This window comes from Kluyvera genomosp. 1 (assembly GCF_001266615.1).
Lineage (GTDB): Bacteria > Pseudomonadota > Gammaproteobacteria > Enterobacterales > Enterobacteriaceae > Kluyvera > Kluyvera cryocrescens_A.
In genome coordinates, this window is the sequence record NZ_LGHZ01000017.1 from 1 (window position 1) to 22,108 (window position 22,108).

26 protein-coding genes and 1 pseudogene are annotated in these 22,108 nt (G+C 52.8%); 16 read left to right on the forward strand and 11 right to left on the reverse strand.

Going from position 1 to position 22,108, the window contains the following annotated elements; all coding sequences use genetic code 11:
- The 7 genes and pseudogenes from KP80_RS22405 to KP80_RS10670 form a co-directional block, all read right to left on the reverse strand.
- A pseudogene (locus KP80_RS22405) lies at positions 1-197 on the reverse strand (RNA polymerase factor sigma-54); the annotation flags it as partial.
- Positions 198-253: 56 nt separating this feature from the next.
- Positions 254-979 (reverse strand): LPS export ABC transporter ATP-binding protein, encoded by a 726-nt coding sequence (lptB, locus tag KP80_RS10645; protein WP_035891167.1) that lies wholly within the window; start codon positions 977-979, stop codon positions 254-256.
- Between the two features lie 6 nt (positions 980-985).
- Positions 986-1,540 (reverse strand): lipopolysaccharide ABC transporter substrate-binding protein LptA, encoded by a 555-nt coding sequence (gene lptA, locus KP80_RS10650; RefSeq protein ID WP_052283623.1) that lies wholly within the window; start codon positions 1,538-1,540, stop codon positions 986-988.
- The gene (gene lptC / locus KP80_RS10655; protein WP_052283624.1) at positions 1,509-2,084 is read right to left on the reverse strand and encodes an LPS export ABC transporter periplasmic protein LptC; all 576 of its coding nucleotides are present in this window, start codon (positions 2,082-2,084) and stop codon (positions 1,509-1,511) included. Before lptC ends, lptA begins: the two co-directional genes overlap by 32 nt.
- On the reverse strand, positions 2,081-2,647 hold the full coding sequence (kdsC, locus tag KP80_RS10660; protein ID WP_052283625.1) for a 3-deoxy-manno-octulosonate-8-phosphatase KdsC: 567 nt from the start codon (positions 2,645-2,647) through the stop codon (positions 2,081-2,083). Before kdsC ends, lptC begins: the two co-directional genes overlap by 4 nt.
- Before the next feature lie 15 nt (positions 2,648-2,662).
- Positions 2,663-3,649, reverse strand: a complete 987-nt coding sequence (gene kdsD / locus KP80_RS10665; RefSeq protein ID WP_052283626.1) for an arabinose-5-phosphate isomerase KdsD — start codon at positions 3,647-3,649, stop codon at positions 2,663-2,665.
- A 14-nt stretch (positions 3,650-3,663) separates the two neighbouring features.
- The gene (locus tag KP80_RS10670; protein ID WP_052283627.1) at positions 3,664-4,638 is read right to left on the reverse strand and encodes a calcium/sodium antiporter; all 975 of its coding nucleotides are present in this window, start codon (positions 4,636-4,638) and stop codon (positions 3,664-3,666) included.
- A gap of 188 nt (positions 4,639-4,826) precedes the next feature.
- On the opposite strand from KP80_RS10670, the gene mlaF reads away from it, so the two are divergent.
- The 7 genes from mlaF (at position 4,827) to murA (ending at position 9,649) form a co-directional block, all read left to right on the forward strand.
- Complete coding sequence (gene mlaF, locus KP80_RS10675) at positions 4,827-5,639, forward strand: phospholipid ABC transporter ATP-binding protein MlaF (protein WP_052283628.1); 813 nt, start codon at positions 4,827-4,829, stop codon at positions 5,637-5,639.
- A gap of 7 nt (positions 5,640-5,646) precedes the next feature.
- The gene (mlaE, locus tag KP80_RS10680; RefSeq protein ID WP_052283629.1) at positions 5,647-6,429 is read left to right on the forward strand and encodes a lipid asymmetry maintenance ABC transporter permease subunit MlaE; all 783 of its coding nucleotides are present in this window, start codon (positions 5,647-5,649) and stop codon (positions 6,427-6,429) included.
- Positions 6,430-6,433: 4 nt separating this feature from the next.
- Positions 6,434-6,988 (forward strand): outer membrane lipid asymmetry maintenance protein MlaD, encoded by a 555-nt coding sequence (gene mlaD / locus KP80_RS10685; protein ID WP_052283630.1) that lies wholly within the window; start codon positions 6,434-6,436, stop codon positions 6,986-6,988.
- A gap of 18 nt (positions 6,989-7,006) precedes the next feature.
- A complete protein-coding gene (mlaC, locus tag KP80_RS10690; protein ID WP_052283631.1) occupies positions 7,007-7,642 on the forward strand; it encodes a phospholipid-binding protein MlaC in 636 nt (211 codons plus the stop codon).
- Positions 7,642-7,932, forward strand: coding sequence for a lipid asymmetry maintenance protein MlaB (gene mlaB / locus KP80_RS10695; protein WP_052283632.1), 291 nt, complete (start codon positions 7,642-7,644; stop codon positions 7,930-7,932). The genes mlaC and mlaB overlap by 1 nt, the downstream gene beginning before the upstream one ends.
- A 137-nt stretch (positions 7,933-8,069) precedes the next feature.
- Positions 8,070-8,324, forward strand: a complete 255-nt coding sequence (gene ibaG, locus KP80_RS10700) for a BolA family iron metabolism protein IbaG (RefSeq protein WP_052283633.1) — start codon at positions 8,070-8,072, stop codon at positions 8,322-8,324.
- A gap of 65 nt (positions 8,325-8,389) precedes the next feature.
- The gene (gene murA, locus KP80_RS10705; RefSeq protein ID WP_052283634.1) at positions 8,390-9,649 is read left to right on the forward strand and encodes a UDP-N-acetylglucosamine 1-carboxyvinyltransferase; all 1,260 of its coding nucleotides are present in this window, start codon (positions 8,390-8,392) and stop codon (positions 9,647-9,649) included.
- Between the two features lie 42 nt (positions 9,650-9,691).
- Here murA and sfsB read toward each other — a convergent pair whose 3' ends face one another.
- Both sfsB and ispB read right to left on the reverse strand, forming a co-directional pair.
- Positions 9,692-9,964 carry a DNA-binding transcriptional regulator SfsB gene (gene sfsB, locus KP80_RS10710; RefSeq protein ID WP_052283635.1) on the reverse strand — a complete coding sequence of 91 codons (273 nt, stop codon included), beginning with the start codon at positions 9,962-9,964 and terminating at the stop codon, positions 9,692-9,694.
- Between the two features lie 187 nt (positions 9,965-10,151).
- Entirely contained in the window at positions 10,152-11,123 is a 972-nt protein-coding gene (gene ispB, locus KP80_RS10715) for an octaprenyl diphosphate synthase (protein ID WP_052283636.1), read from the reverse strand.
- Between the two features lie 256 nt (positions 11,124-11,379).
- On the opposite strand from ispB, the gene rplU reads away from it, so the two are divergent.
- The 4 genes from rplU (at position 11,380) to cgtA (ending at position 14,225) form a co-directional block, all read left to right on the forward strand.
- On the forward strand, positions 11,380-11,691 hold the full coding sequence (gene rplU, locus KP80_RS10720; RefSeq protein ID WP_003025032.1) for a 50S ribosomal protein L21: 312 nt from the start codon (positions 11,380-11,382) through the stop codon (positions 11,689-11,691).
- Positions 11,692-11,710: 19 nt separating this feature from the next.
- Positions 11,711-11,968, forward strand: a complete 258-nt coding sequence (gene rpmA / locus KP80_RS10725; RefSeq protein WP_052283637.1) for a 50S ribosomal protein L27 — start codon at positions 11,711-11,713, stop codon at positions 11,966-11,968.
- A 94-nt stretch (positions 11,969-12,062) separates the two neighbouring features.
- Positions 12,063-13,028, forward strand: a complete 966-nt coding sequence (locus KP80_RS10730) for a DMT family transporter (protein WP_052283638.1) — start codon at positions 12,063-12,065, stop codon at positions 13,026-13,028.
- Positions 13,029-13,043: 15 nt separating this feature from the next.
- The gene (gene cgtA, locus KP80_RS10735; protein WP_052283639.1) at positions 13,044-14,225 is read left to right on the forward strand and encodes an Obg family GTPase CgtA; all 1,182 of its coding nucleotides are present in this window, start codon (positions 13,044-13,046) and stop codon (positions 14,223-14,225) included.
- 128 nt (positions 14,226-14,353) lie between these two features.
- On the opposite strand, the gene dacB is transcribed toward cgtA, so the two are convergent.
- Positions 14,354-15,787: a serine-type D-Ala-D-Ala carboxypeptidase gene (gene dacB / locus KP80_RS10740; protein WP_052283640.1), complete on the reverse strand. Its 1,434-nt coding sequence runs from the start codon at positions 15,785-15,787 to the stop codon at positions 14,354-14,356.
- 246 nt (positions 15,788-16,033) lie between these two features.
- On the opposite strand from dacB, the gene greA reads away from it, so the two are divergent.
- Complete coding sequence (gene greA / locus KP80_RS10745; RefSeq protein ID WP_052283641.1) at positions 16,034-16,510, forward strand: transcription elongation factor GreA; 477 nt, start codon at positions 16,034-16,036, stop codon at positions 16,508-16,510.
- A gap of 154 nt (positions 16,511-16,664) precedes the next feature.
- On the opposite strand, the gene yhbY is transcribed toward greA, so the two are convergent.
- Positions 16,665-16,958 carry a ribosome assembly RNA-binding protein YhbY gene (gene yhbY / locus KP80_RS10750; RefSeq protein WP_041686369.1) on the reverse strand — a complete coding sequence of 98 codons (294 nt, stop codon included), beginning with the start codon at positions 16,956-16,958 and terminating at the stop codon, positions 16,665-16,667.
- 125 nt (positions 16,959-17,083) lie between these two features.
- Here yhbY and rlmE point away from each other — a divergent pair, with 125 nt between their 5' ends.
- From rlmE to glmM, 4 genes are all read left to right on the forward strand, one after another.
- A complete protein-coding gene (gene rlmE, locus KP80_RS10755) occupies positions 17,084-17,713 on the forward strand; it encodes a 23S rRNA (uridine(2552)-2'-O)-methyltransferase RlmE (protein ID WP_052283642.1) in 630 nt (209 codons plus the stop codon).
- A gap of 98 nt (positions 17,714-17,811) precedes the next feature.
- Positions 17,812-19,746, forward strand: a complete 1,935-nt coding sequence (gene ftsH / locus KP80_RS10760; protein ID WP_052283643.1) for an ATP-dependent zinc metalloprotease FtsH — start codon at positions 17,812-17,814, stop codon at positions 19,744-19,746.
- Between the two features lie 131 nt (positions 19,747-19,877).
- Positions 19,878-20,726 carry a dihydropteroate synthase gene (gene folP / locus KP80_RS10765; protein WP_052283644.1) on the forward strand — a complete coding sequence of 283 codons (849 nt, stop codon included), beginning with the start codon at positions 19,878-19,880 and terminating at the stop codon, positions 20,724-20,726.
- Positions 20,719-22,056 carry a phosphoglucosamine mutase gene (gene glmM / locus KP80_RS10770; protein WP_052283645.1) on the forward strand — a complete coding sequence of 446 codons (1,338 nt, stop codon included), beginning with the start codon at positions 20,719-20,721 and terminating at the stop codon, positions 22,054-22,056. The genes folP and glmM overlap by 8 nt, the downstream gene beginning before the upstream one ends.
- Positions 22,057-22,108: the final 52 nt, after the last annotated feature.

The following is a 22,108-nucleotide window of genomic DNA, read 5'->3' on the forward strand; positions in this document are numbered from 1 at the left end:
GACAGGTCCAGCGTTTCGGTATCGGCGGTTTCCTGGGTTTCAACTTCCTCATGAAGATCGGTTTGCTCAAGCAGGGGGTTACTTTCCAGCGCCTGCTGGAGTTCCTGCTGGAGTTCTAGCGTCGACAGTTGCAGCAAGCGGATCGCCTGCTGTAATTGCGGCGTCATGGCAAGCTGTTGGCTGAGCCTTAATTGCAAACCTTGCTTCATATTCAGAACGAATCTCTCCCGCTAACGTCGTTATCCATACCCTATCAGAGTCTGAAGTCTTCCCCAAGATACACGCGTTTAACATGTTCGTCTTGTAGGATCTCCTGAGGGGTTCCATGGGCAATCAGATGCCCCTGGCTGACGATATAAGCGCGCTCGCACACGGCAAGCGTTTCACGGACGTTGTGGTCGGTGATAAGCACGCCAAGACCGCTGTCGCGCAGGTGTTCGATAATGCGCTTGATATCGATAACAGAGATAGGGTCAACACCAGCAAAGGGTTCATCCAGAAGGATAAATTTCGGATTTGCTGCCAGCGCGCGAGCGATTTCTACGCGGCGGCGTTCACCACCGGAGAGCGCCTGGCCTAAGCTGTCGCGCAGATGCTCAATGTGAAACTCTTCCATCAGCTCTTTCGCACGGTCTTCACGCTGCTCGTTGCTGAGATCGTCACGGATTTGCAGCACCGCCATCAGGTTGTCATAGACGCTCAGGCGACGGAAAATCGAGGCTTCCTGCGGCAGGTAGCCGATTCCGCGGCGGGCACGGGCATGCAGTGGCAGCAGGCTGATGTCTTCGTCATCAATGATGATGTTGCCGGCATCGCGCGGAACGATGCCGACGACCATGTAGAAGGTCGTGGTTTTACCCGCGCCGTTTGGCCCGAGCAGACCCACAATCTCACCGGAATTCACGGTCAGACTGACATCTTCCACGACGCGACGGCCTTTGTAGGCCTTCGCCAGGTTTTTTGCAGTTAATGTCGCCATAACGAATTAGTTACTCTTCTTCTCGGCCGGGGCCTGGCTTTTGGATTTATCCTGAATCTGCGAAGGAACCAGAACGGTGGTCACGCGCTTGCCTTTGTCGCTAAACGCCTGCATTTTCTGCTCTTTCACCAGATAGGTAATCTTGTCGCCTTTAATATTGCTATCAAGCTGCTCAAGATAAGCGTTGCCGGTCAGCACCACGAAATCGTTTTGCAGTTCATAGTGCATTTTAGACGCATGGCCTTTCACCGGTTTGCCATTGTCTTGCATCTGGTAGAAGGTCGCTGGATTACCGTAACCGTCGATCACTTCTTTGCCTTTCTGATCCGCCGGACGGGTGACCACGACTTTATCGGCATTAATTTTGATTGTGCCTTGTGTCACTACCACGTTACCGGTGAAGGTGACGATGTTGCCCTGCATATCCAGCGACTGCTGATCGGATTCGATATGGATAGGCTTATCGGTATCCCCGGTAAGCGCCAGTGCCGGCAGGCTAGCCGCCAGCAATGAACCCGCGAGCGCCAGCTTAAGGCTGAGTTTGTTTGTTCTGAATTTCATAAGAGGTTCTAACCTTTTCAATCAGCTCGGCGGTTTTGCTGCGTAAATTGCCGCGCATTTTCAGGCCGCTGGAATTAAATGATGTTCCGTATAACGTCACGAGGTCGTCAGAGGCAACGTCCTGAGTAATCAGGTTTACCTGGGCATTATCCGTCGTAATCTTACGCAGTTGTGCATCTTCTGTCAGCGCGTTGATCTCAACGTGCCCATAAAGGTACAGCATGCGGTCACTGGTCAGTTTGGCTTTATCCGCTTTTATCGACCAGGTTGGTACTTTATTGGTGTCAAAGGTGGTCAGCACCGGACGGGTAAACCACGACAGCCCCTGATCGGAGAAATACTCCACGTGCTCGGCGATTAACCGGTAGCTGAGCGCGCCTTCCGGGCTGTACACCACGGTATCGGTATGTTCGCTTTGATAGGTCGGGTCATTGGCATTCGCCACATACTGGCTGGTATCATCTTTGTCGGCAAGATTCAGGCCGATGAGGACCAGTGCCGCCAGCGCGAGCAGAATAATAACCCAACGTCTGGTTTTGCTCATATCGATTGCCCTTTGGCTTCATCCAGCTTGCCCTGTGCTAGCAGCAGCAGGTCGCATACTTCACGGACGGCACCGCGCCCGCCCGCAATCCGCGTGACGTAATCTGTGCGAGGCAACAGCAGCGGGTGCGCATCGGCAACTGCCACGCTTAAGCCAATTTCCGCCATCACCGGCCAGTCAATCAAATCGTCGCCAACGTAGGCAACTTCATTCGGCTGTACGTTCAGCTTCGCCAACAGCTCGCGGTAGGCAATCAGTTTATCCGATTGCCCTTGGTACAGATGGGTGATACCAAGCGTCGCGCAGCGGTCTTCTAACAGTTTAGCTTTTCGCCCGGTAATAATCGCCACATCAATACCAGAGGTGAGGGCGCAGCGAATACCGTAGCCATCGCGCACGTTGAAGGCTTTGAGTTCCTCACCGTTGTTGCCCATGTAGATAAGGCCGTCCGAGAGCACCCCATCAACATCGAGGATCAGCAGGCGAATCTTTTCCGCCTGCGCAATAAATTGTGGGCTCACCGGGCCGTAACAGGTGGCGACGGGGGCAACAGCATGACTCATTCTTTATATCCTTGATTACACTACGCCAGCGCGCAGTAGATCGTGCATATGTATCACACCTAGCAGATGGTCGCCATCGGCAACCAATACGCAGGTGATATGGCGTGACTGCATGAGGTTCAGGGCGTCTACCGCCAGCATCTCTGGGCGAATGCGGATCCCGCCTGGCGTCATGACGTCAGCAATACCGAGAGTACGAACGTCAACACCGTTATCGAAGATGCGTCGCAGGTCACCATCGGTGAAAATCCCTTTAATCTGCATGTTGTCATCGCAGATGGCGGTCATCCCTAGATTTTTGCGGGTAATTTCCAGCAGCGCATCGCGCAGGGAAGCGTCGATGCTGACATGCGGAATTTCATCACCCGAGTGCATGATATCGTTAACGCGCAGCAGCAGTTTGCGACCGAGTGCGCCGCCGGGATGTGACAGCGCGAAATCTTCTGCCGTAAAACCACGTGCTTTCAATAATGCAACGGCGAGCGCATCCCCCATCACCAGCGCCGCCGTGGTGCTGGAGGTCGGCGCCAGCCCTAATGGACAGGCTTCGCGTGGCACTTTTACGCACAGATGAATATCGGCCGCACGTCCCATGCTGCTGTCAGGTTTACTGGTCATGCAAATAAGCGGAACGCGTTGGCGTTTTAGTACCGGGATCAGCGCCAGAATTTCATTGGATTCGCCTGAGTTGGACAGGGCGATAACCACGTCCTGCGGTGTTACCATGCCTAAATCGCCGTGGGCGGCTTCGCCGGGGTGGACGAAGAATGAGGAGGTTCCGGTACTGGCAAAAGTGGCCGCCATCTTACGGCCAATATGCCCGGATTTGCCCATTCCCATCACCACGACTTTGCCGCTGCAGTAGAAAATCTTCTCGCAGGCGTCGATGAAATCCTGATTAATGTATTGATCGAGCTGTTCCAGCCCTTCCCGTTCAATCTCCAGAACTTCTTTTCCTGCTCGCAGGAAATCGAAATTTGGCTGCAAATCTATTTGCGACATAGTGTTATCCCGATTCATTCGATGAAAAGCGGCGTGCCCCAGTAAAGCAGCGCCAGCCATACCACAAACCCGCTGATTAACAGTAAGCCTGCGCCGCGTCCTATCTGACGGCGGCGCCAGCACAGTAGGGCGAAAACAACGCTGACTAATAACATCACGCCATAGTCGCGGCTAAACGCGAGCGGGTTAAACGACCCTGGAGCGATAAGGGCAGGGATCCCCAATACAATGGCGATATTAAAGAAATTGGAGCCGATGATATTGCCAACCGCAATGTCATTTTCGCCTTTACGTACCCCGGCTATCGCGGTGGCCAGTTCCGGCAAGCTAGTGCCCAGTGCGATGATCGTCAGGCCAATCGTCAGCTCGCTCATGGCGAAATAGTTCGCAATCACCGTGGCATTATCGATAACCATTCGGGTGGCCATTGGCATGATGATTAAGGCCACACCGAGCCATAAGCAGGCGACCGGAAGCGAACCGTCGCGCGGCAATTCAGCCAACTGCTCCTGCGTAAATTTATCATTCCCCTGACGTTCGGCCAGTCGGGCTATTTTAATGATAAACAACAGCCATAAAACGGTGAGAATGATTAAAAAAATGCCGTCGAGGCGAGACAGCTCGCCATCATACAACACATACCCTGCCAGTAGGCTCACTACCAACATTAGCGGTATTTCGCGGCGCAGGATATCAGAATGCACGGTAAACGGGTGGAACAGCGCGGTGAGCCCGAGGATAAGAAGGATGTTGACGATATTCGATCCGATGCCGGTACCGATGGCCACATCGACCTGTCCGTGCAGCGAGGCGGCGGCAGAGACAATAATTTCCGGTAGTGAAGTGCCTATACTGACAATAGTCATGCCAATAATCAGCGGCGGGATCCCTAGAGAACGGCAAAGAATTGACGCGGAATACACCAGGCGGTCAGCGCTGTATACCACCAGAAGTAAACCAATAATTAACAGAGCCGTAGCTAAGAGCATCTAAAATCCTTTATTCGGGTATAATCGTCGGTCCGCACCTCTGGACGTAACGAATTCCTAATTTTGACTTTATGCGCAGGAAAAGTAAAACAAATGCCAGATTTCGTTAACCAGAGCGGTTAGGATTCTGTAAGAATGCGGGGGCAAGCAGGAGTTTGCCCTACTTAAGGACCTGGAAAGGTAAGCCTATGAGCCAAAATCTAGCGAATCTGGTCGATATGCGTGACGTCACGTTTTCGCGTGGCAATCGCGTTATTTTTGACAACATATCGCTTTCGGTACCCCGCGGAAAAATCACTGCGATTATGGGGCCGTCGGGGATTGGCAAGACCACGCTGCTGCGCCTGATTGGCGGGCAGATCCCCCCGGATAGCGGAGAGATCCTCTTTGACGGCGAGAATGTGCCGCAAATGTCGCGCTCCCGCCTTTATACCGTGCGTAAGCGTATGAGTATGCTGTTTCAATCGGGCGCGTTGTTCACCGACCTCAACGTGTTTGACAACGTTGCCTACCCGATTCGAGAGCACACCCATCTGCCTGCGCCGCTGCTGAAAAGTACGGTGATGATGAAGCTGGAAGCCGTGGGCCTGCGAGGCGCGGCGAAGCTAATGCCGTCCGAATTGTCCGGCGGGATGGCGCGCCGCGCCGCGCTGGCGAGAGCCATCGCGCTGGAGCCAGACCTCATCATGTTTGATGAACCGTTTGTTGGTCAGGACCCTATCACCATGGGCGTTCTGGTGAAGCTGATTTCGGAACTCAATAGTGCGCTGGGTGTCACCTGTATCGTGGTTTCTCACGATGTGCCGGAAGTGCTGAGTATTGCCGATTTCGCCTACATCATGGCTGACCAGAAAATCATCGCTCACGGTAGTGCATCTTCGTTGCAGGAAAATGCCGATCCTCGGGTGCGGCAGTTCCTCGACGGTATCGCCGATGGCCCGGTGCCATTCCGTTTTCCTGCGGGCGATTATCGCCGCGACCTTATCGGTACAGGGAGCTAAACGACTTATGCTGTTAAATGCACTGGCAGCGCTTGGGCATCGCGGAATTAAGACCATCGCGACGTTCGGGCGGGCTGGGTTAATGTTATTCAATGCCGTTGTCGGCAAGCCGGAGTTTCGCAAGCATGCGCCGCTGCTGGTTCGCCAACTGTACAACGTCGGCGTACTTTCTTTGGTCATCATTATCGTGTCGGGCGTGTTTATCGGCATGGTGCTGGGGCTACAAGGGTATCTGGTACTGACAACCTATAGCGCTGAGACCAGTCTCGGCATGCTGGTGGCCTTGTCACTGCTCCGTGAACTGGGGCCGGTTGTTGCCGCGCTGCTTTTCGCCGGGCGCGCCGGGTCGGCGCTGACGGCCGAAATTGGCCTGATGCGCGCTACCGAGCAGCTCTCCAGTATGGAGATGATGGCGGTGGATCCACTGCGTCGTGTTATCTCTCCTCGCTTCTGGGCTGGCGTCATCTCCCTGCCACTGCTGACGATTATCTTCGTTGCCGTGGGGATCTGGGGCGGTTCGCTGGTGGGTGTAAGCTGGAAAGGGATTGACGCCGGGTTCTTCTGGTCAGCGATGCAAAATGCGGTGGACTGGCGTCTTGATCTGGTGAACTGCCTGATTAAGAGCGTTGTTTTCGCCATTACGGTGACATGGATTGCGTTATTTAACGGTTACGATGCGATCCCCACTTCTGCCGGAATTAGCCGAGCGACCACCCGTACCGTGGTGCATGCGTCGTTGGCGGTTCTTGGGCTGGACTTTGTGCTGACGGCACTGATGTTTGGGAATTGAGTGAATGCAAACGAAAAAGAGTGAAATCTGGGTCGGTATTTTTCTGTTGGTTGCCCTGCTAGCGGCACTGTTTGTGTGCCTGAAGGCTGCAGATGTGTCCTCGATAAAGTCAGAGCCAACCTACCGCGTGTATGCCACCTTCGATAACATCGGTGGTTTGAAAAGCCGCTCACCCGTCCGTATTGGTGGCGTAGTGATTGGGCGCGTGGCGGATATTAGCCTCGATCCGAAAACCTACTTACCGCGCGTGGCTATCGATATTGAAGATACCTACAACCATATTCCGGATACCAGTTCGCTGGCTATTCGGACTTCCGGTTTGCTGGGTGAGCAGTACCTGGCGCTGAACGTTGGCTTTGAAGATCCGGAGCTGGGAACGTCTATCCTTAAAGATGGCAGCATTATCCAGGACACTAAGTCGGCGATGGTGCTCGAAGACCTGATCGGTCAGTTCCTTTACAACAGCAAAGGCAGTGACAATCAGAATTCAGGCGATGCGAAGACGTCAACCGATGGACATACTGATACGGCGGCGCCTGCTACTGGCTCGACGAATTAATCTCAGGAGATACTCGACATGTTTAAACGTTTATTGATGGTTGCCATGCTGGTGATTGCCCCATTAACGGCAGCCACGGCGGCAGACCAAACCAATCCTTACAAACTGATGAACGAAGCGGCGCAGAAAACATTCGATCGCCTGAAGAATGAGCAACCGAAGATTCGTTCTAATCCCAACTATCTGCGTGATGTGGTGGATCAGGAACTGCTGCCGTATGTCCAGGTGAAATACGCCGGTGCGCTGGTGCTGGGCCGCTACTATAAAGATGCCACTCCGGCACAGCGTGAGGCCTACTTCACTGCTTTCCGCGAATATCTGAAACAGGCTTACGGCCAGGCGCTGGCTATGTATCACGGCCAGACCTATCAGGTCGCTCCTGAACAGTCCCTGGGTGATGCCACTATCATTCCTATCCGTGTCACCATTATCGATCCGAACGGCCGTCCACCAGTACGCCTTGATTTCCAGTGGCGTAAAAATACCCAGACCGGTAACTGGCAGGCTTATGACATGATTGCTGAAGGGGTGAGCATGATCACCACTAAGCAAAATGAGTGGAGCGATCTGCTGCGTACCAAGGGCATCGATGGCCTGACCGCACAGCTGAAATCTATCTCCGCGCAGCCAATTACCCTGGAACAGAAAAAATAATGGCTGAACAGTTAAGCTGGAAGCGTGACGGTGAATGCCTGTCGCTGCACGGTGAACTGGATCAGGACTTTCTGGTGCCCCTTTGGGACGCCAGGATGGACGCCACGCAGGGGGTATCGGTCATCGATCTTAGCGGTCTCAGTCGCGTTGATACGGCGGGTCTGGCGCTGCTGGTGCATCTGGTTGACCTGATTCGCTCCCAGGGACGTACGGCGAGCCTCGCAGGCGTCAGCGAAAAAGTGGCTACGTTGAAAGGGCTGTATAATCTGCCGGAAGATATGATCCCTTAAAAATTTCAGTGCGTTATTGCTTCTAATATTCTTAAAGCCCCATCGATCTCAACGATGGGGCTTTTTGCTTGTTTAAGACTGCGTCACTTTCCTCTAAGATGTGGGGCTGTTTTCACTCTCAAATGAAATGCGAACCTATGGAAAATAATGAAATTCAGACCGTGCTGATGAATGCACTCTCCCTTCAGGAAGTTCTCGTTTCTGGTGATGGCAGTCACTTCCAGGTGATTGTTGTGGGTGAGATGTTTGATGGCATGAGCCGGGTTAAGAAGCAGCAGACTGTCTATGCCCCGCTGATGGAGTACATTGCGGACAACCGCATTCATGCCCTGTCGATCAAAGCGTATACCCCACAGGAGTGGGCACGCGATCGCAAACTCAACGGTTTTTGAGCCAGGGGAAAAGTGGCATCACTTTTCCGGTGGCGAACGTGAATACTTAACAGAGATTAGATTTGATGGATAAATTTCGTGTGCAGGGGCCGACCCGCCTTCAGGGTGAGGTGACCATTAGCGGTGCTAAGAATGCTGCCCTGCCGATTCTTTTCGCCGCTTTGCTGGCAGAAGACCCGGTTGAGATTCAGAACGTACCAAAATTGAAAGACGTTGATACTTCCATGAAGCTGCTGACTCAGCTGGGTGCGAAGGTTGAGCGTAACGGTTCGGTATGGATTGATGCAGGTCCGGTAAACGTATTCTGTGCGCCATATGAGCTGGTGAAAACCATGCGTGCCTCCATTTGGGCGCTCGGTCCACTGGTTGCGCGTTTTGGTCAGGGCCAGGTGTCTCTGCCTGGTGGTTGTACAATCGGCGCTCGTCCGGTTGACCTGCACATCTCTGGCCTTGAGCAGTTAGGCGCAGAAATTAAGCTGGAAGAAGGTTACGTCAAAGCCTCCGTTAATGGCCGCCTGAAAGGTGCGCACATTGTGATGGATATGGTGAGCGTTGGCGCCACCGTCACTATCATGTCTGCTGCAACGCTGGCGGAAGGTACCACCATCATTGAAAACGCCGCGCGTGAGCCGGAAATCGTCGATACGGCGAACTTCCTTAACGCAATGGGCGCGAAAGTGACGGGGCAGGGTACCGATCGCATCACCATCGAAGGCGTAAAACGCTTGGGTGGCGGCGTATACCGCGTACTGCCAGACCGTATCGAAACCGGCACCTTCCTGGTGGCGGCGGCGATTTCCGGCGGCAAAATTGTTTGTCGTAACGCCCAGCCGGATACCCTGGACGCTGTGCTGGCGAAGCTGCGTGAAGCCGGCGCTGATGTTGAAGTGGGCGAAGATTGGATTAGCCTCGACATGCACGGTAAACGCCCTAAAGCGGTCAACGTGCGCACTGCACCACACCCGGCGTTCCCAACTGATATGCAGGCGCAGTTCACGCTGCTTAACATGGTTGCTGAAGGTACCGGCGTTATCACCGAAACGGTATTTGAAAACCGCTTCATGCACATTCCTGAGCTCATTCGTATGGGGGCTCGCGCAGAAATCGAAAGCAACACCGCGATTTGTCACGGTGTAGAGCAGCTTTCTGGTGCGCAGGTGATGGCGACTGACCTGCGTGCTTCCGCAAGTCTTGTCCTGGCTGGCTGTATTGCGCAGGGTACCACGATCGTTGACCGTATTTATCACATCGACCGTGGTTATGAGCGCATTGAAGACAAGCTGAGCGCGTTAGGCGCCAATATCGAGCGTATCAAAGGCGAGTAATCGCATCCGCTGATAAACGCCCTCAGGCTTGTCTTGAGGGCGTTATTTCCCCTGTTTTACCTGACGCATCATCTGCGTTCTGTCGATAAACTCATGAGTGACCGGGTCGTGGTAGCGCGATGGCCAAATTATCCACGGTTCAGTGTCCAGTGCCTTTGCAATAATCACTTCACCTTTCGGCCATGGACGTGAAAGCACATTCGCTAACGTCGATGAACTGAGGCCATTTTTACGTGATTCTGCAGCCATTGAAGTCCCTTTTTTGCGCAATCCCGCGATGATATCTGCTGGATGCCAGTCGGTAAACGTATCCATACTTCCTCCATGAGAGCGGTGGTTAAATCGCCATGTTGAACGAAGTCTGTACTGTATCGCGCTTTTCGATGGGATTCTAAAAAGTTCTTATAAGTGGCGTTAAATTCAGAAAAAATTAATTTTTGGCGTGAAATTAAGACGGTTTAAGACGTTATGAGAGCTTTCCCGCGCAAAGCGCGGGAAGAGATTAACGATCGCGTTGAACGGCGATGTGGGCGAGTGCAATGAGCGCGTCACGCCATTGGCTTTCAGGCAGCGGAGCCAGGGCGGCAATCGCTTTATCGGCTTCTTCTTCAGCACGCTGGCGCGTCCACTCCAAAGAGCCACAGGCAGCCATCGCTTCGAGTACGGGCTCAAGCAGATGTCGACCGTTACCTTGTTCAATAGCGCCACGAATCAACAACGCTTGTTCTGGCGTACCGTTACGCATCGCATGCAGCAGGGGTAGCGTTGGTTTGCCTTCGTTGAGATCGTCACCGACATTTTTACCCAGCGTTTCACCATCGGCGCTATAGTCGAGTAAATCGTCAATCAGCTGGAAAGCAGTGCCCAGGAAGCGGCCATAGTCCTGCAGCCCTTTTTCCTGTTCTGGCGTACAATCGGCCAGCAGGCCAGAGCATTGCGCAGCCGCCTCAAACAGACGCGCCGTTTTGCTGTAAATTACGCGCATATAGTTTTCTTCGGTAATATCTGGATCGTTGACGTTCATCAACTGAAGGACTTCACCTTCGGCAATCACGTTGACCGCTTCAGACATCACTTCCAGCACTTTCAGCGAGCCGAGGCTGGTCATCATCTGGAATGCGCGAGTATAGATAAAGTCGCCAACCAGAACGCTTGCCGCATTACCGAACGCCGCGTTGGCGGTCGCTTTGCCACGACGCATGTCGGATTCGTCGACGACATCATCGTGCAGCAGGGTTGCGGTGTGAATAAATTCGATCAGCGCGGCAATATTGACGTGGGCATTTCCCTGATAGCCAACGGCGCGAGCGGCCAGCACAGCGATCATCGGACGAATTCGTTTTCCGCCGCCGCTGACGATGTAATAACCTAGCTGATTGATTAACTGGACGTCCGAGTTGAGCTGCTCAAGAATCGTCGCATTAACACCCGCCATATCCTGCGCGGTTAACTCATTGATTTGTTGTAAATTCATCGCAAAAGCCGGGCTTGATGTCCTGTTTACCACTTATCCATACGGGATAACGAAGGTTTTACGTTAGCGTTGTACCTACGATTGTACTGAAAAAACGCCTCAGATAAACGTTATCGTGCCTGTTGTCTTTTTTTTCTGCATCTATTGATGGTAGCACTTGTCAAAGGCTCACGTTTTGCGTAATATTCGCGCCCTATTGTGAATATTTATAGCGCACTCTGAATCACACAAAGTTGTGCGCGGAAGCGGAGTTTATATGTACGCGGTTTTCCAAAGTGGTGGTAAACAACACCGAGTTAGCGAAGGTCAGACCGTTCGCCTGGAAAAGCTGGACATCGCAACTGGCGAATCTGTTGAATTCGCTGAAGTTCTGATGATCGCAAACGGTGAAGAAGTCAAAATCGGCGTTCCTTTCGTTGATGGCGGCGTAATCAAAGCTGAAGTTGTTGCTCACGGTCGTGGCGAGAAAGTTAAAATCGTTAAGTTTCGTCGTCGTAAACACTATCGTAAGCAGCAAGGCCATCGTCAGTGGTTCACTGATGTGAAAATCACTGGCATCAGCGCTTAAGTTAAGGGGAGCAGATTAAATGGCACATAAAAAGGCTGGTGGCTCGACTCGTAACGGTCGCGACTCAGAAGCTAAACGTCTGGGCGTAAAACGCTTCGGCGGCGAATCCGTTCTGGCTGGTAGCATCATCGTTCGTCAACGTGGTACTCAGTTCCACGCTGGTTCTAACGTAGGCTGCGGCAAAGACCACACTCTGTTTGCTAAGGCAGACGGTAAAGTGAAATTCGAAGTGAAAGGCCCGAAAAACCGTCGTTTCATCAGCATCGTTGCTGAATAAGTTTTTCGCGTCCCGGTAACGGATGAAAGCCCCGCAACGTGTTGCGGGGCTTTTTACATTCGACGCCAGGAAAAATCGGTAAAGGGAATCCGGTATGAAGCAGCAGGCGGGTATTGGCATTCTTTTAGCGCTCACGACGGCAATTTGCTGGGGAGCCTTACCGATTGCCATGAAACAGGTTCTGGAAGTCATGGAACCGCCTACCGTTGTGTTCTATCGCTTTCTAATGGCAAGTTGCGGCCTGGGCCTCATTTTGACATGGAAGCGTAAACTTCCTTCCCTGCGGCTCTTCCGCAATCCGCGCTGGCTGGTGCTGCTGTTGATCGCCACCGGGGGATTGTTCGGTAACTTCGTGCTGTTTAGCTCGTCTTTGCAGTATGTGAGCCCAACGGCGTCGCAGGTGATTGGCCAGCTTTCGCCGGTCGGCATGATGGTTGCCAGCGTCTTTATCCTCAAAGAGAAGATGCGCGGCACGCAGATTATCGGCGCAACAATGCTGATCTGCGGCCTGCTGATGTTTTTCAACACCAGCCTTATCGAAATCTTTACCCGTCTAACCGACTATACCTGGGGTGTTATCTTCGGGGTTGGGGCGGCGATGGTCTGGGTGAGCTACGGCGTCGCGCAAAAGGTGTTATTGCGGCGGATGGCCTCACAGCAGATCCTCTTTTTATTGTACACTTTATGTACGATTGCACTGCTGCCGTTAGCAAAGCCTGAGGTTATCGGGCAATTAAGCGACTGGCAGCTAGCCTGCCTGATCTTTTGTGGTCTGAACACATTGGTTGGTTATGGGGCGTTGGCGGAAGCCATGGCACGCTGGCAGGCGGCACAGGTAAGCGCATTAGTGACGCTTACTCCCTTGTTTACACTGTTATTTTCAGATCTTTTATCAATGGCCTGGCCCGATTTCTTCGCCCGACCGATGTTGAACCTTTTAGGTTACCTCGGTGCGTTTATCGTGGTTGCGGGCGCGATGTATTCCGCCATTGGCCATCGTCTTTGGGGACGGTGGCGTAAGCGTGAAGCGGTTGTTCCGTTACCCCGCGCAGGCGAATGATTTACGGAGAGTAAAATGAAGTTTGTTGATGAAGCAACGATCCTGGTCGTAGCAGGTGATGGCGGTAATGGTTGCGTTAGCTTCCGCCGTGAAAAATATATTCCACGCGGTGGTCCGGATGGTGGTGATGGTGGTGATGGCGGCGATGTATGGATGGAAGCCGACGAGAACCTGAACACCCTGATTGACTACCGATTCGAAAAATCTTTCCGCGCTGAGCGTGGCCAGAACGGTGCAAGCCGCGACTGTACCGGCAAACGTGGTAAAGACGTCACCATCAAGGTGCCGGTCGGTACGCGCGTTATCGATCAGGGCACTGGCGAAACCATGGGCGATATGACCAAACACGGTCAGCGTCTGATGGTGGCTAAGGGGGGCTGGCACGGTCTGGGTAACACCCGCTTTAAATCCTCCGTAAACCGTACTCCGCGTCAGAAGACGATGGGTACACCGGGTGATAAGCGTGACCTTCAGCTTGAGCTGATGCTGTTGGCTGACGTTGGGATGTTAGGGATGCCGAACGCCGGTAAATCCACCTTTATCCGTTCCGTCTCCGCAGCGAAACCAAAAGTGGCGGACTATCCGTTTACGACACTGGTTCCAAGCCTTGGCGTGGTGCGTGTCGATAACGAGAAGAGCTTCGTGGTTGCTGATATCCCGGGCCTGATTGAAGGCGCATCCGAAGGCGCTGGCCTTGGTATTCGCTTCCTGAAGCACCTTGAGCGCTGCCGCGTGCTGCTGCACATCATCGATATTGACCCAATTGACGGTTCCGATCCGGCTGACAATGCCCGTATCATCATCGGTGAGCTGGAAAAATACAGCGAGAAGCTGGCCAGCAAACCACGTTGGCTGGTCTTCAACAAAATCGACCTGATGGATAAAGCCGAAGCGGAAGCCAAGGCACAGGCGATTGCAGACGCAATGGGTTGGGAAGGTAAACACTACCTGATCTCTGCGGCAAGCCAGATTGGCGTTAAAGACCTGTGCTGGGATGTGATGAACTTCATCATTGAAAACCCAATCGTGCAGGCTGAAGAAGCGAAACAGCCAGAGAAAGTTGAATTCATGTGGGATGACTACCACCGTCAGCAGCTTGATGAAGTGGCCGCCGAAGCTGAATCCGATGACGAAGACTGGGATGACGATTGGGATGAAGATGACGAAGAAGGTGTTGAGTTCATCTACAAACGTTAACCTGAGAGCCGGAGGGTGTTTCCACTTTTCCGGCTAACAAAATTCAACGGGCCGCATTTGCGGCCCGTTTTTTATGTCAGTGGCCTGCCGGTTAAGACGCGCTGCGCGATTACCCGGCAAGAATAGACTCAGTTGTTCTGATAGATGTCTTTGTACAACCGGCTCTCAAAGCGAACTAACGGAATGCGTCGGTTACGCTGATCGGCCGGTGAAACCGCATAGCCTGACAGATACTGCACAAAGGCCATTCGCTGCCCGCTGGCGGTGGTAATGAAGCCCGCGAGGTTGTAGACACCCTGCAGCGAACCGGTTTTCGCCGATACTTTGCCATCGACGCCCGCCTGATGAAGACCTGCACGGTATTGCAGAGAACCATCGTGTCCGGCAAGTGGCAGCATGGAGATGAAATCCAGCTCGTTATCATGCTGAGCGATGTATTGCAGCGCCTGCATCATGGTCGCTGGGGCAATCAGGTTATGGCGTGATAAACCTGAGCCATCGGCGATAATCGTGTTGCCTAAGTCTACGCCAGCCTGCTGACGCAGAATCTGCCGTACCGCATCAGAGCCTGCGCGCCAGGTGCCCGGTACGCCGAAGCGTGCATGACCAATCATGCGGAACACGGTGTCAGCAATCATGTTGTCCGATTTTTTCAGCATGATCTTCAGTAAATCATGCAGCTGCGCAGACTGCTTGCTGGCAATCACCGTGCCCGGTTCATTCACCAGCGTCTGGCGGAGCAGGGTGCCGGAATAGGTGATCCCGGCTTGCTTTAGCTCATCTTTGATTATTGCCCCGGCGTAGCTGGCACCATCCTGAATGGCGAATGCCAGCGGCAACGGCTCGGCACGCTGTGGCAGGCAGCCGGTCAGCGTAAAGCGATTGAGATCGCCTGGCACGACGTCTAGCTCACAGTACTGCGCATCCGGAGAGCCTTTTGCCAGCGTACGCACCTGGCTGAACATGGTCACAGGGTAGTAGGACGCAATGCGAATAAAGGCCATATCATTGGCTTTTTGCGCACTGTATAGCGAAATCGAGAAGCAGTTGCGGTCGATGATGGCTGCGGCCGGTGGCGCGCTAAAGCACTGCGTCATATCGTTCCACGGCCAGCCGGGTGCTTTATCATGGCTGGCAAAAATGGACGTATCGATAAGGATGTTTCCCTCGATATTTTGCACACCAGATTTTTTCAGTGTGGCCACCATATTGCGAATATCCTGACGTTTTAGCGTCGGATCGCCGCCAAATCGCGCAATAAGGTCACCTTTCAGTGTGCCATTATCAACACTGCCTTTGGTCTCAAGCGTGGTGGTAAAACGGAAATCCGGGCCGAGCTGTAGCAGCGCAGCTAGTGCGGTAAGCACTTTCTGCGTACTGGCAGGAAGCGCCATTTGCTGCCCGTGATAATCAATGAGCGGCGCGGGTGCGCCCACTTTCTGTACCAAAAGCGCGAGGTTGGCCCCGGCGGGAAGCTGATTGATATATTCATCAACATTCGCAGCCTGAACGCTAAACGCTATACTGGTAGTCAATCCGATGATAAATCTGGAAAATCGCATAATCTCGCGCTAACAACCTGGAAACAAGCCGTCATACTACGGCGCAACGCCCTGTAAAGTAAACGATGACCCGTAGTGAACTTCAGGGTAAAATGCGTATCAAATTAAAAATTACTGCTGACCTGGGGCTTTGCACCCGGGTCGGTTTTCTTTTGCTTCTGGCCTGGCGTTAATAGCGATACAGGCGGGCTTAACAGCCGGGGCGGTGTGAGTCGCTCCCTACAGGAATGTTTAAGAGGTATAACGATGCAAGCTATTCCGATGACCCTTCGTGGCGCAGAAAAACTGCGTGAAGAACTGGATTTCCTCAAATCCGTACGTCGCCCGGAAATCATCGCGTCCATCGCTGAAGCGCGCGAGCACGGGGACCTGAAAGAAAACGCCGAGTACCATGCTGCCCGTGAGCAGCAGGGCTTCTGCGAAGGCCGTATCAAGGATATCGAAGCCAAGCTGTCTAACGCGCAGGTTATCGATATCACCAAGATGCCTAACAACGGCCGTGTGATCTTTGGTGCCACCGTGAAGGTGCTGAACCTGGATAACGACGAAGAACAAACCTACCGTATTGTGGGTGACGACGAAGCAGACTTTAAACAGAACCTGATTTCGGTGAACTCCCCAATTGCTCGCGGCCTTATCGGTAAAGAGCAGGATGACGTTGTTGTTATCCGTACACCGGGCGGTGAAGTTGAGTTTGAAATCCTCAATGTGGATTATCTGTAAGTTTTGTTCGACACTCAAAATGTTGACTGAGTGTAAAGATAAGAAAAAGGCCGCATAGCGGCCTTTTATCAAGCTTGAGAGCGTGGCATGTTGCTAGCCCTCGTGAAGAAAATCCCTCATTTAACACAATGTTGTGTCAGAAATTAGGATATTCTTAACGTGGCAACGAGATTTTGCGTTCTTTACTAGGGCGATAAAGCACGAGCATTTTACCGATGACCTGTACGTTACAGGCGCCGGTTTCGCGCACGATAGCGTCCACGATCAAGGTTTTGGTTTCGCGATCTTCCGAGGCGACTTTCACCTTGATAAGTTCATGGTGCTCTAACGCTTGTTCAATCTCGGCCAGTACCCCTTCGGTCAAACCATTATTGCCAAGCATAACTACAGGCTTGAGCGGATGTGCGAGACCTTTCAGGTGCTGTTTTTGTTTAGTACTCAGATTCATCGTATATTTTTGCTTACGTTGGGATTGAAAACGGGTCATTCTACCGCCATCTCCCTTATATCGCCAAATGATGCGTAGAAATTTACGCCATAGGCTACGATGAACTGTCCCGATGGGAATGTTAAATGACAGGTAAAAAGCGTTCTGCCAGCTCAAGCCGCTGGCTACAGGAACACTTTAGCGATAAATATGTTCAAGAGGCACAGAAAAAGGGGTTACGTTCCCGTGCCTGGTTTAAACTTGATGAAATACAGCAAAGTGACAAACTTTTTAAACCGGGGATGACGGTCGTTGACCTCGGTGCTGCGCCAGGAGGCTGGTCACAGTATGTGGTCACGCAGATTGGTGGCAAAGGCCGCATCATTGCTTGCGATCTTTTACCTATGGATCCAATTGTTGGTGTGGACTTCCTTCAGGGCGATTTTCGTGATGAACTCGTGGTGAAGGCATTACTGGAACGTGTTGGTGACAGTAAAGTACAAGTTGTCATGTCAGATATGGCACCAAACATGAGCGGAACGCCGGCGGTTGACATCCCCCGGGCCATGTATCTGGTGGAACTGGCGCTTGAAATGGCTCGTGATGTGTTAGCGCCGGGCGGAAATTTTGTAGTGAAAGTGTTCCAGGGCGAAGGTTTCGATGAGTATCTAAGGGAAATTCGCTCCCTGTTTACGAAGGTTAAAGTTCGTAAGCCGGACTCTTCTCGTGCGCGTTCACGTGAAGTGTACATTGTAGCGACCGGGCGAAAACCATAACCGGCAATTTCAGATGAAAGTTTGAAAGAAACCGGATATAGCGTATCCTGACGCTGTTTTTAACACAGTTGTAATAAGAGGTTAATCCCTTGAGTGACATGGCGAAAAACCTAATACTCTGGCTGGTCATTGCCGTCGTGCTGATGTCAGTATTCCAGAGCTTTGGGCCCAGCGAATCGAACAGCCACAAGGTGGATTATTCTACCTTCCTGCAAGAGGTCAATAACGATCAGGTTCGCGAAGCGCGTATCAACGGACGTGAGATCAACGTTACCAAGAAAGATAGTAACCGTTACACGACCTATATTCCGGTTAACGATCCGAAGCTGCTTGATAACCTGCTGACGAAAAACGTCAAAGTGGTTGGCGAACCGCCTGAAGAGCCAAGCCTGCTGGCTTCTATCTTCATTTCCTGGTTCCCAATGCTGCTGCTGATCGGTGTCTGGATCTTCTTCATGCGTCAGATGCAGGGCGGCGGTGGCAAAGGCGCCATGTCGTTCGGTAAGAGCAAGGCGCGTATGCTGACGGAAGACCAGATTAAAACCACCTTTGCTGATGTCGCAGGTTGTGACGAAGCAAAAGAAGAGGTGGCTGAACTGGTTGAATACCTGCGTGAACCGAGCCGTTTCCAGAAGCTGGGCGGTAAAATTCCGAAAGGCGTTCTGATGGTCGGCCCTCCTGGTACCGGTAAAACCCTGCTGGCAAAAGCAATCGCAGGCGAAGCGAAGGTTCCGTTCTTCACCATTTCCGGTTCTGACTTCGTGGAAATGTTCGTTGGTGTCGGGGCATCTCGTGTGCGTGACATGTTCGAACAAGCCAAGAAAGCGGCACCGTGCATCATCTTCATCGATGAGATCGACGCCGTAGGCCGCCAGCGTGGTGCGGGTCTGGGTGGTGGTCACGATGAACGTGAACAGACACTGAACCAGATGCTGGTTGAGATGGATGGCTTCGAAGGTAACGAAGGTATCATCGTTATCGCAGCGACTAACCGTCCAGACGTACTTGACCCTGCGCTGCTGCGTCCAGGTCGTTTTGACCGTCAGGTAGTCGTTGGTCTGCCAGATGTTCGCGGTCGTGAACAGATTCTGAAAGTGCATATGCGTCGCGTACCGCTGTCTCCAGACATCGATGCGGCAATTATTGCTCGCGGTACTCCAGGCTTCTCCGGTGCCGATCTGGCGAACCTGGTGAACGAAGCTGCACTGTTTGCTGCTCGCGGTAACAAACGTGTGGTATCGATGGTTGAATTCGAGAAAGCGAAAGACAAAATCATGATGGGTGCGGAACGTCGCTCCATGGTGATGACGGAAGCGCAGAAAGAATCTACCGCGTATCACGAAGCGGGCCACGCGATTATCGGTCGCCTGGTGCCGGAACACGATCCGGTGCATAAAGTGACCATCATTCCGCGCGGTCGTGCACTGGGTGTGACCTTCTTCCTGCCTGAAGGTGATGCGATTAGCGCTAGCCGTCAGAAACTGGAAAGCCAGATCTCAACCCTGTACGGCGGTCGTCTGGCGGAAGAAATTATTTATGGCGTAGAACATGTTTCTACCGGTGCGTCGAATGACATTAAAGTCGCGACAAACCTGGCGCGTAACATGGTGACCCAATGGGGCTTCTCCGACAAACTCGGTCCGCTGCTGTATGCGGAAGAAGAGGGTGAAGTATTCCTGGGCCGTTCTGTTGCCAAAGCGAAGCATATGTCCGATGAAACGGCTCGTATCATCGACCAGGAAGTGAAAGCGCTGATTGAACGTAACTACAATCGTGCGCGCCAGCTTCTGAACGACAACATGGATATCCTGCATTCGATGAAAGATGCGCTCATGAAATATGAGACTATCGATGCACCGCAGATCGACGATCTGATGGCTCGCCGCGATGTGCGTCCGCCAGCCGGTTGGGAAGAACCTGGTTCTTCATCCAACAGCTCCGGCAGCAACGGTACACCGACTGCGCCACGTCCGGTTGATGAACCACGTGCGCCGGACTCTGGCACCATGTCAGAGCAGTTGGGCGACAAGTAAGTTCTCCCTCGTGGATGACTGTGCTTCACCTAAAACCCTGGGGCTTGCCCCGGGGTTTTTTATACGTGTCATACAGCCGCTTGCATGACTTCGCGTATTTATTCTGCAATCAATAACTCAAAGGACTCACTATGAAACTCACCGCCCAGGGCTCTATCCTGGATCTCTCCCATCCACACGTTATGGGGATCCTCAACGTTACGCCGGACTCGTTCTCCGACGGCGGAACGCATAACACGCTGGTTGAGGCGGTGAAGCATGCCAATTTGATGATTAATGCCGGTGCTACGATCATTGATGTCGGCGGTGAGTCTACCCGGCCTGGCGCGCTGGATGTTAGCGTTGACGAAGAGCTGGAGCGAGTCATTCCCGTGGTTGAAGCGATTGCCCAGCGTTTTGAAGTATGGATTTCCGTTGATACCTCAAAACCGGAGGTGATCCGCGAATCTGCGCGCGTTGGTGCGCATATTATCAATGATATCCGTTCTCTGAGCGAACCCGGCGCGTTGGAAGCCGCTGCAGAAACCGGTTTACCGGTCTCTTTGATGCACATGCAAGGTGACCCGAAAACAATGCAGGACGCACCGAAGTATCAAGATGTCTTCGCTGAAGTTAACCAGTATTTTGTCGAGCAAATCGCCCGCTGCGAACGGGCGGGAATCTCAAAAGATAAATTGTTGCTCGACCCAGGGTTCGGTTTCGGTAAAAATCTCTCTCATAACTATGCATTACTGGCACGCTTATCAGAATTCCATCATTTTGGACTACCGCTGTTTGTCGGGATGTCGCGTAAGTCGATGATTGGTCAACTGCTGAATGTAGGTCCGTCGGAACGTTTGAGCGGTAGCCTGGCGTGTGCGGTGATTGCTGCCATGCAGGGCGCGCATATTGTTCGCGTCCACGACGTAAAAGAAACTGTAGAAGCGATGCGTGTGGTTGAGGCCACCCTGTCTGCGAAGGGAAATAAACGTTATGAGTAATCGCAAATATTTTGGTACCGATGGGATCCGTGGTCGCGTAGGCGATGCGCCAATTACCCCTGATTTTGTGTTAAAGCTGGGCTGGGCGGCTGGTAAAGTGTTAGCGAGCCATGGCTCGCGTAAGATCATCATTGGTAAAGATACTCGCATCTCTGGCTATATGTTGGAATCAGCCCTGGAGGCAGGACTAGCTGCAGCAGGGTTATCGGCGTCATTTACTGGCCCAATGCCAACGCCTGCTGTTGCCTATCTGACGCGGACTTTCCGTGCGGAAGCCGGCATCGTCATCTCCGCATCGCATAACCCGTTCTATGATAACGGCATCAAATTTTTCTCCATCGATGGCACTAAGCTGCCGGATGAAGTGGAAGAAGCGATTGAAGCCGAGATGGAAAAAGAGATCACCTGCGTTGACTCCGCTGAGCTGGGTAAAGCCAGCCGTATTGTTGACGCCGCGGGCCGTTATATCGAGTTTTGCAAAGGCACCTTCCCGAACGAGCTTAATCTTAACGAACTGAAAATAGTGGTCGACTGCGCGAATGGTGCCACCTACCACATCGCACCGAACGTGCTGCGCGAGCTGGGTGCCAACGTTATCGCGATTGGCTGTGAGCCTAATGGCGTTAACATCAACGAAGAAGTCGGCGCCACCGACGTTCGCGCACTGCAGGCTCGTGTCCTGGCTGAAAAAGCAGATCTCGGGATCGCACTGGATGGCGACGGTGACCGCGTGATCATGGTTGACCACGAAGGTAATAAAGTCGATGGCGACCAGATTATGTATATCATCGCACGCGAAGCACTGCGCCAGGGGCAACTGCGCGGTGGTGCAGTAGGTACACTGATGAGTAACATGGGCCTGGAAGTCGCGCTGAAACAGTTGGGCATTCCATTTACCCGTGCAAAAGTGGGCGACCGCTACGTTCTGGAAAAAATGCAGGAGAAAGGCTGGCGCATCGGTGCGGAGAACTCCGGCCACGTGATCCTGCTCGATAAAACCACGACCGGGGACGGTATTGTTGCTGGCCTGCAGGTTGTCGCGGCGATGGTGCGTAACCATATGAGTCTGCATGATCTGTGCAGTGGAATGAAAATGTTCCCACAGGTATTGGTCAATATTCGCTATACCGACGGAAAAACCAATCCACTGGAAAATGAGTCGGTGAAAGCAGCCACGGCGGAAGTCGAAGCAGCCCTGGGGAATCGTGGTCGCGTGCTGTTGCGTAAATCGGGTACTGAACCGCTGATCCGCGTGATGGTGGAAGGGGAAGACGAAGCGCAGGTTAACGCTTTCGCGCATCGTATTGCCGACGCGGTAAAAGTAGTTTAAGCGAACGCTAAGTGATTAAAAAGGCGGCGCTTGCCGCCTTTTTATTAATAAC

Bases quoted from the DNA above. Each gene is read 5' to 3' on its own strand.
- lptB (WP_035891167.1), bottom strand. From the start codon at position 979: ATGGCGACATTAACTGCAAAAAACCTGGCGAAGGCCTACAAAGGCCGT.
- lptA (WP_052283623.1), bottom strand. From the start codon at position 1,540: ATGAAATTCAGAACAAACAAACTCAGCCTTAAGCTGGCGCTCGCGGGT.
- lptC (WP_052283624.1), bottom strand. From the start codon at position 2,084: ATGAGCAAAACCAGACGTTGGGTTATTATTCTGCTCGCGCTGGCGGCA.
- kdsC (WP_052283625.1), bottom strand. From the start codon at position 2,647: ATGAGTCATGCTGTTGCCCCCGTCGCCACCTGTTACGGCCCGGTGAGC.
- kdsD (WP_052283626.1), bottom strand. From the start codon at position 3,649: ATGTCGCAAATAGATTTGCAGCCAAATTTCGATTTCCTGCGAGCAGGA.
- KP80_RS10670 (WP_052283627.1), bottom strand. From the start codon at position 4,638: ATGCTCTTAGCTACGGCTCTGTTAATTATTGGTTTACTTCTGGTGGTA.
- mlaF (WP_052283628.1), top strand. From the start codon at position 4,827: ATGAGCCAAAATCTAGCGAATCTGGTCGATATGCGTGACGTCACGTTT.
- mlaE (WP_052283629.1), top strand. From the start codon at position 5,647: ATGCTGTTAAATGCACTGGCAGCGCTTGGGCATCGCGGAATTAAGACC.
- mlaD (WP_052283630.1), top strand. From the start codon at position 6,434: ATGCAAACGAAAAAGAGTGAAATCTGGGTCGGTATTTTTCTGTTGGTT.
- mlaC (WP_052283631.1), top strand. From the start codon at position 7,007: ATGTTTAAACGTTTATTGATGGTTGCCATGCTGGTGATTGCCCCATTA.
- mlaB (WP_052283632.1), top strand. From the start codon at position 7,642: ATGGCTGAACAGTTAAGCTGGAAGCGTGACGGTGAATGCCTGTCGCTG.
- ibaG (WP_052283633.1), top strand. From the start codon at position 8,070: ATGGAAAATAATGAAATTCAGACCGTGCTGATGAATGCACTCTCCCTT.
- murA (WP_052283634.1), top strand. From the start codon at position 8,390: ATGGATAAATTTCGTGTGCAGGGGCCGACCCGCCTTCAGGGTGAGGTG.
- sfsB (WP_052283635.1), bottom strand. From the start codon at position 9,964: ATGGATACGTTTACCGACTGGCATCCAGCAGATATCATCGCGGGATTG.
- ispB (WP_052283636.1), bottom strand. From the start codon at position 11,123: ATGAATTTACAACAAATCAATGAGTTAACCGCGCAGGATATGGCGGGT.
- rplU (WP_003025032.1), top strand. From the start codon at position 11,380: ATGTACGCGGTTTTCCAAAGTGGTGGTAAACAACACCGAGTTAGCGAA.
- rpmA (WP_052283637.1), top strand. From the start codon at position 11,711: ATGGCACATAAAAAGGCTGGTGGCTCGACTCGTAACGGTCGCGACTCA.
- KP80_RS10730 (WP_052283638.1), top strand. From the start codon at position 12,063: ATGAAGCAGCAGGCGGGTATTGGCATTCTTTTAGCGCTCACGACGGCA.
- cgtA (WP_052283639.1), top strand. From the start codon at position 13,044: ATGAAGTTTGTTGATGAAGCAACGATCCTGGTCGTAGCAGGTGATGGC.
- dacB (WP_052283640.1), bottom strand. From the start codon at position 15,787: ATGCGATTTTCCAGATTTATCATCGGATTGACTACCAGTATAGCGTTT.
- greA (WP_052283641.1), top strand. From the start codon at position 16,034: ATGCAAGCTATTCCGATGACCCTTCGTGGCGCAGAAAAACTGCGTGAA.
- yhbY (WP_041686369.1), bottom strand. From the start codon at position 16,958: ATGAATCTGAGTACTAAACAAAAACAGCACCTGAAAGGTCTCGCACAT.
- rlmE (WP_052283642.1), top strand. From the start codon at position 17,084: ATGACAGGTAAAAAGCGTTCTGCCAGCTCAAGCCGCTGGCTACAGGAA.
- ftsH (WP_052283643.1), top strand. From the start codon at position 17,812: ATGGCGAAAAACCTAATACTCTGGCTGGTCATTGCCGTCGTGCTGATG.
- folP (WP_052283644.1), top strand. From the start codon at position 19,878: ATGAAACTCACCGCCCAGGGCTCTATCCTGGATCTCTCCCATCCACAC.
- glmM (WP_052283645.1), top strand. From the start codon at position 20,719: ATGAGTAATCGCAAATATTTTGGTACCGATGGGATCCGTGGTCGCGTA.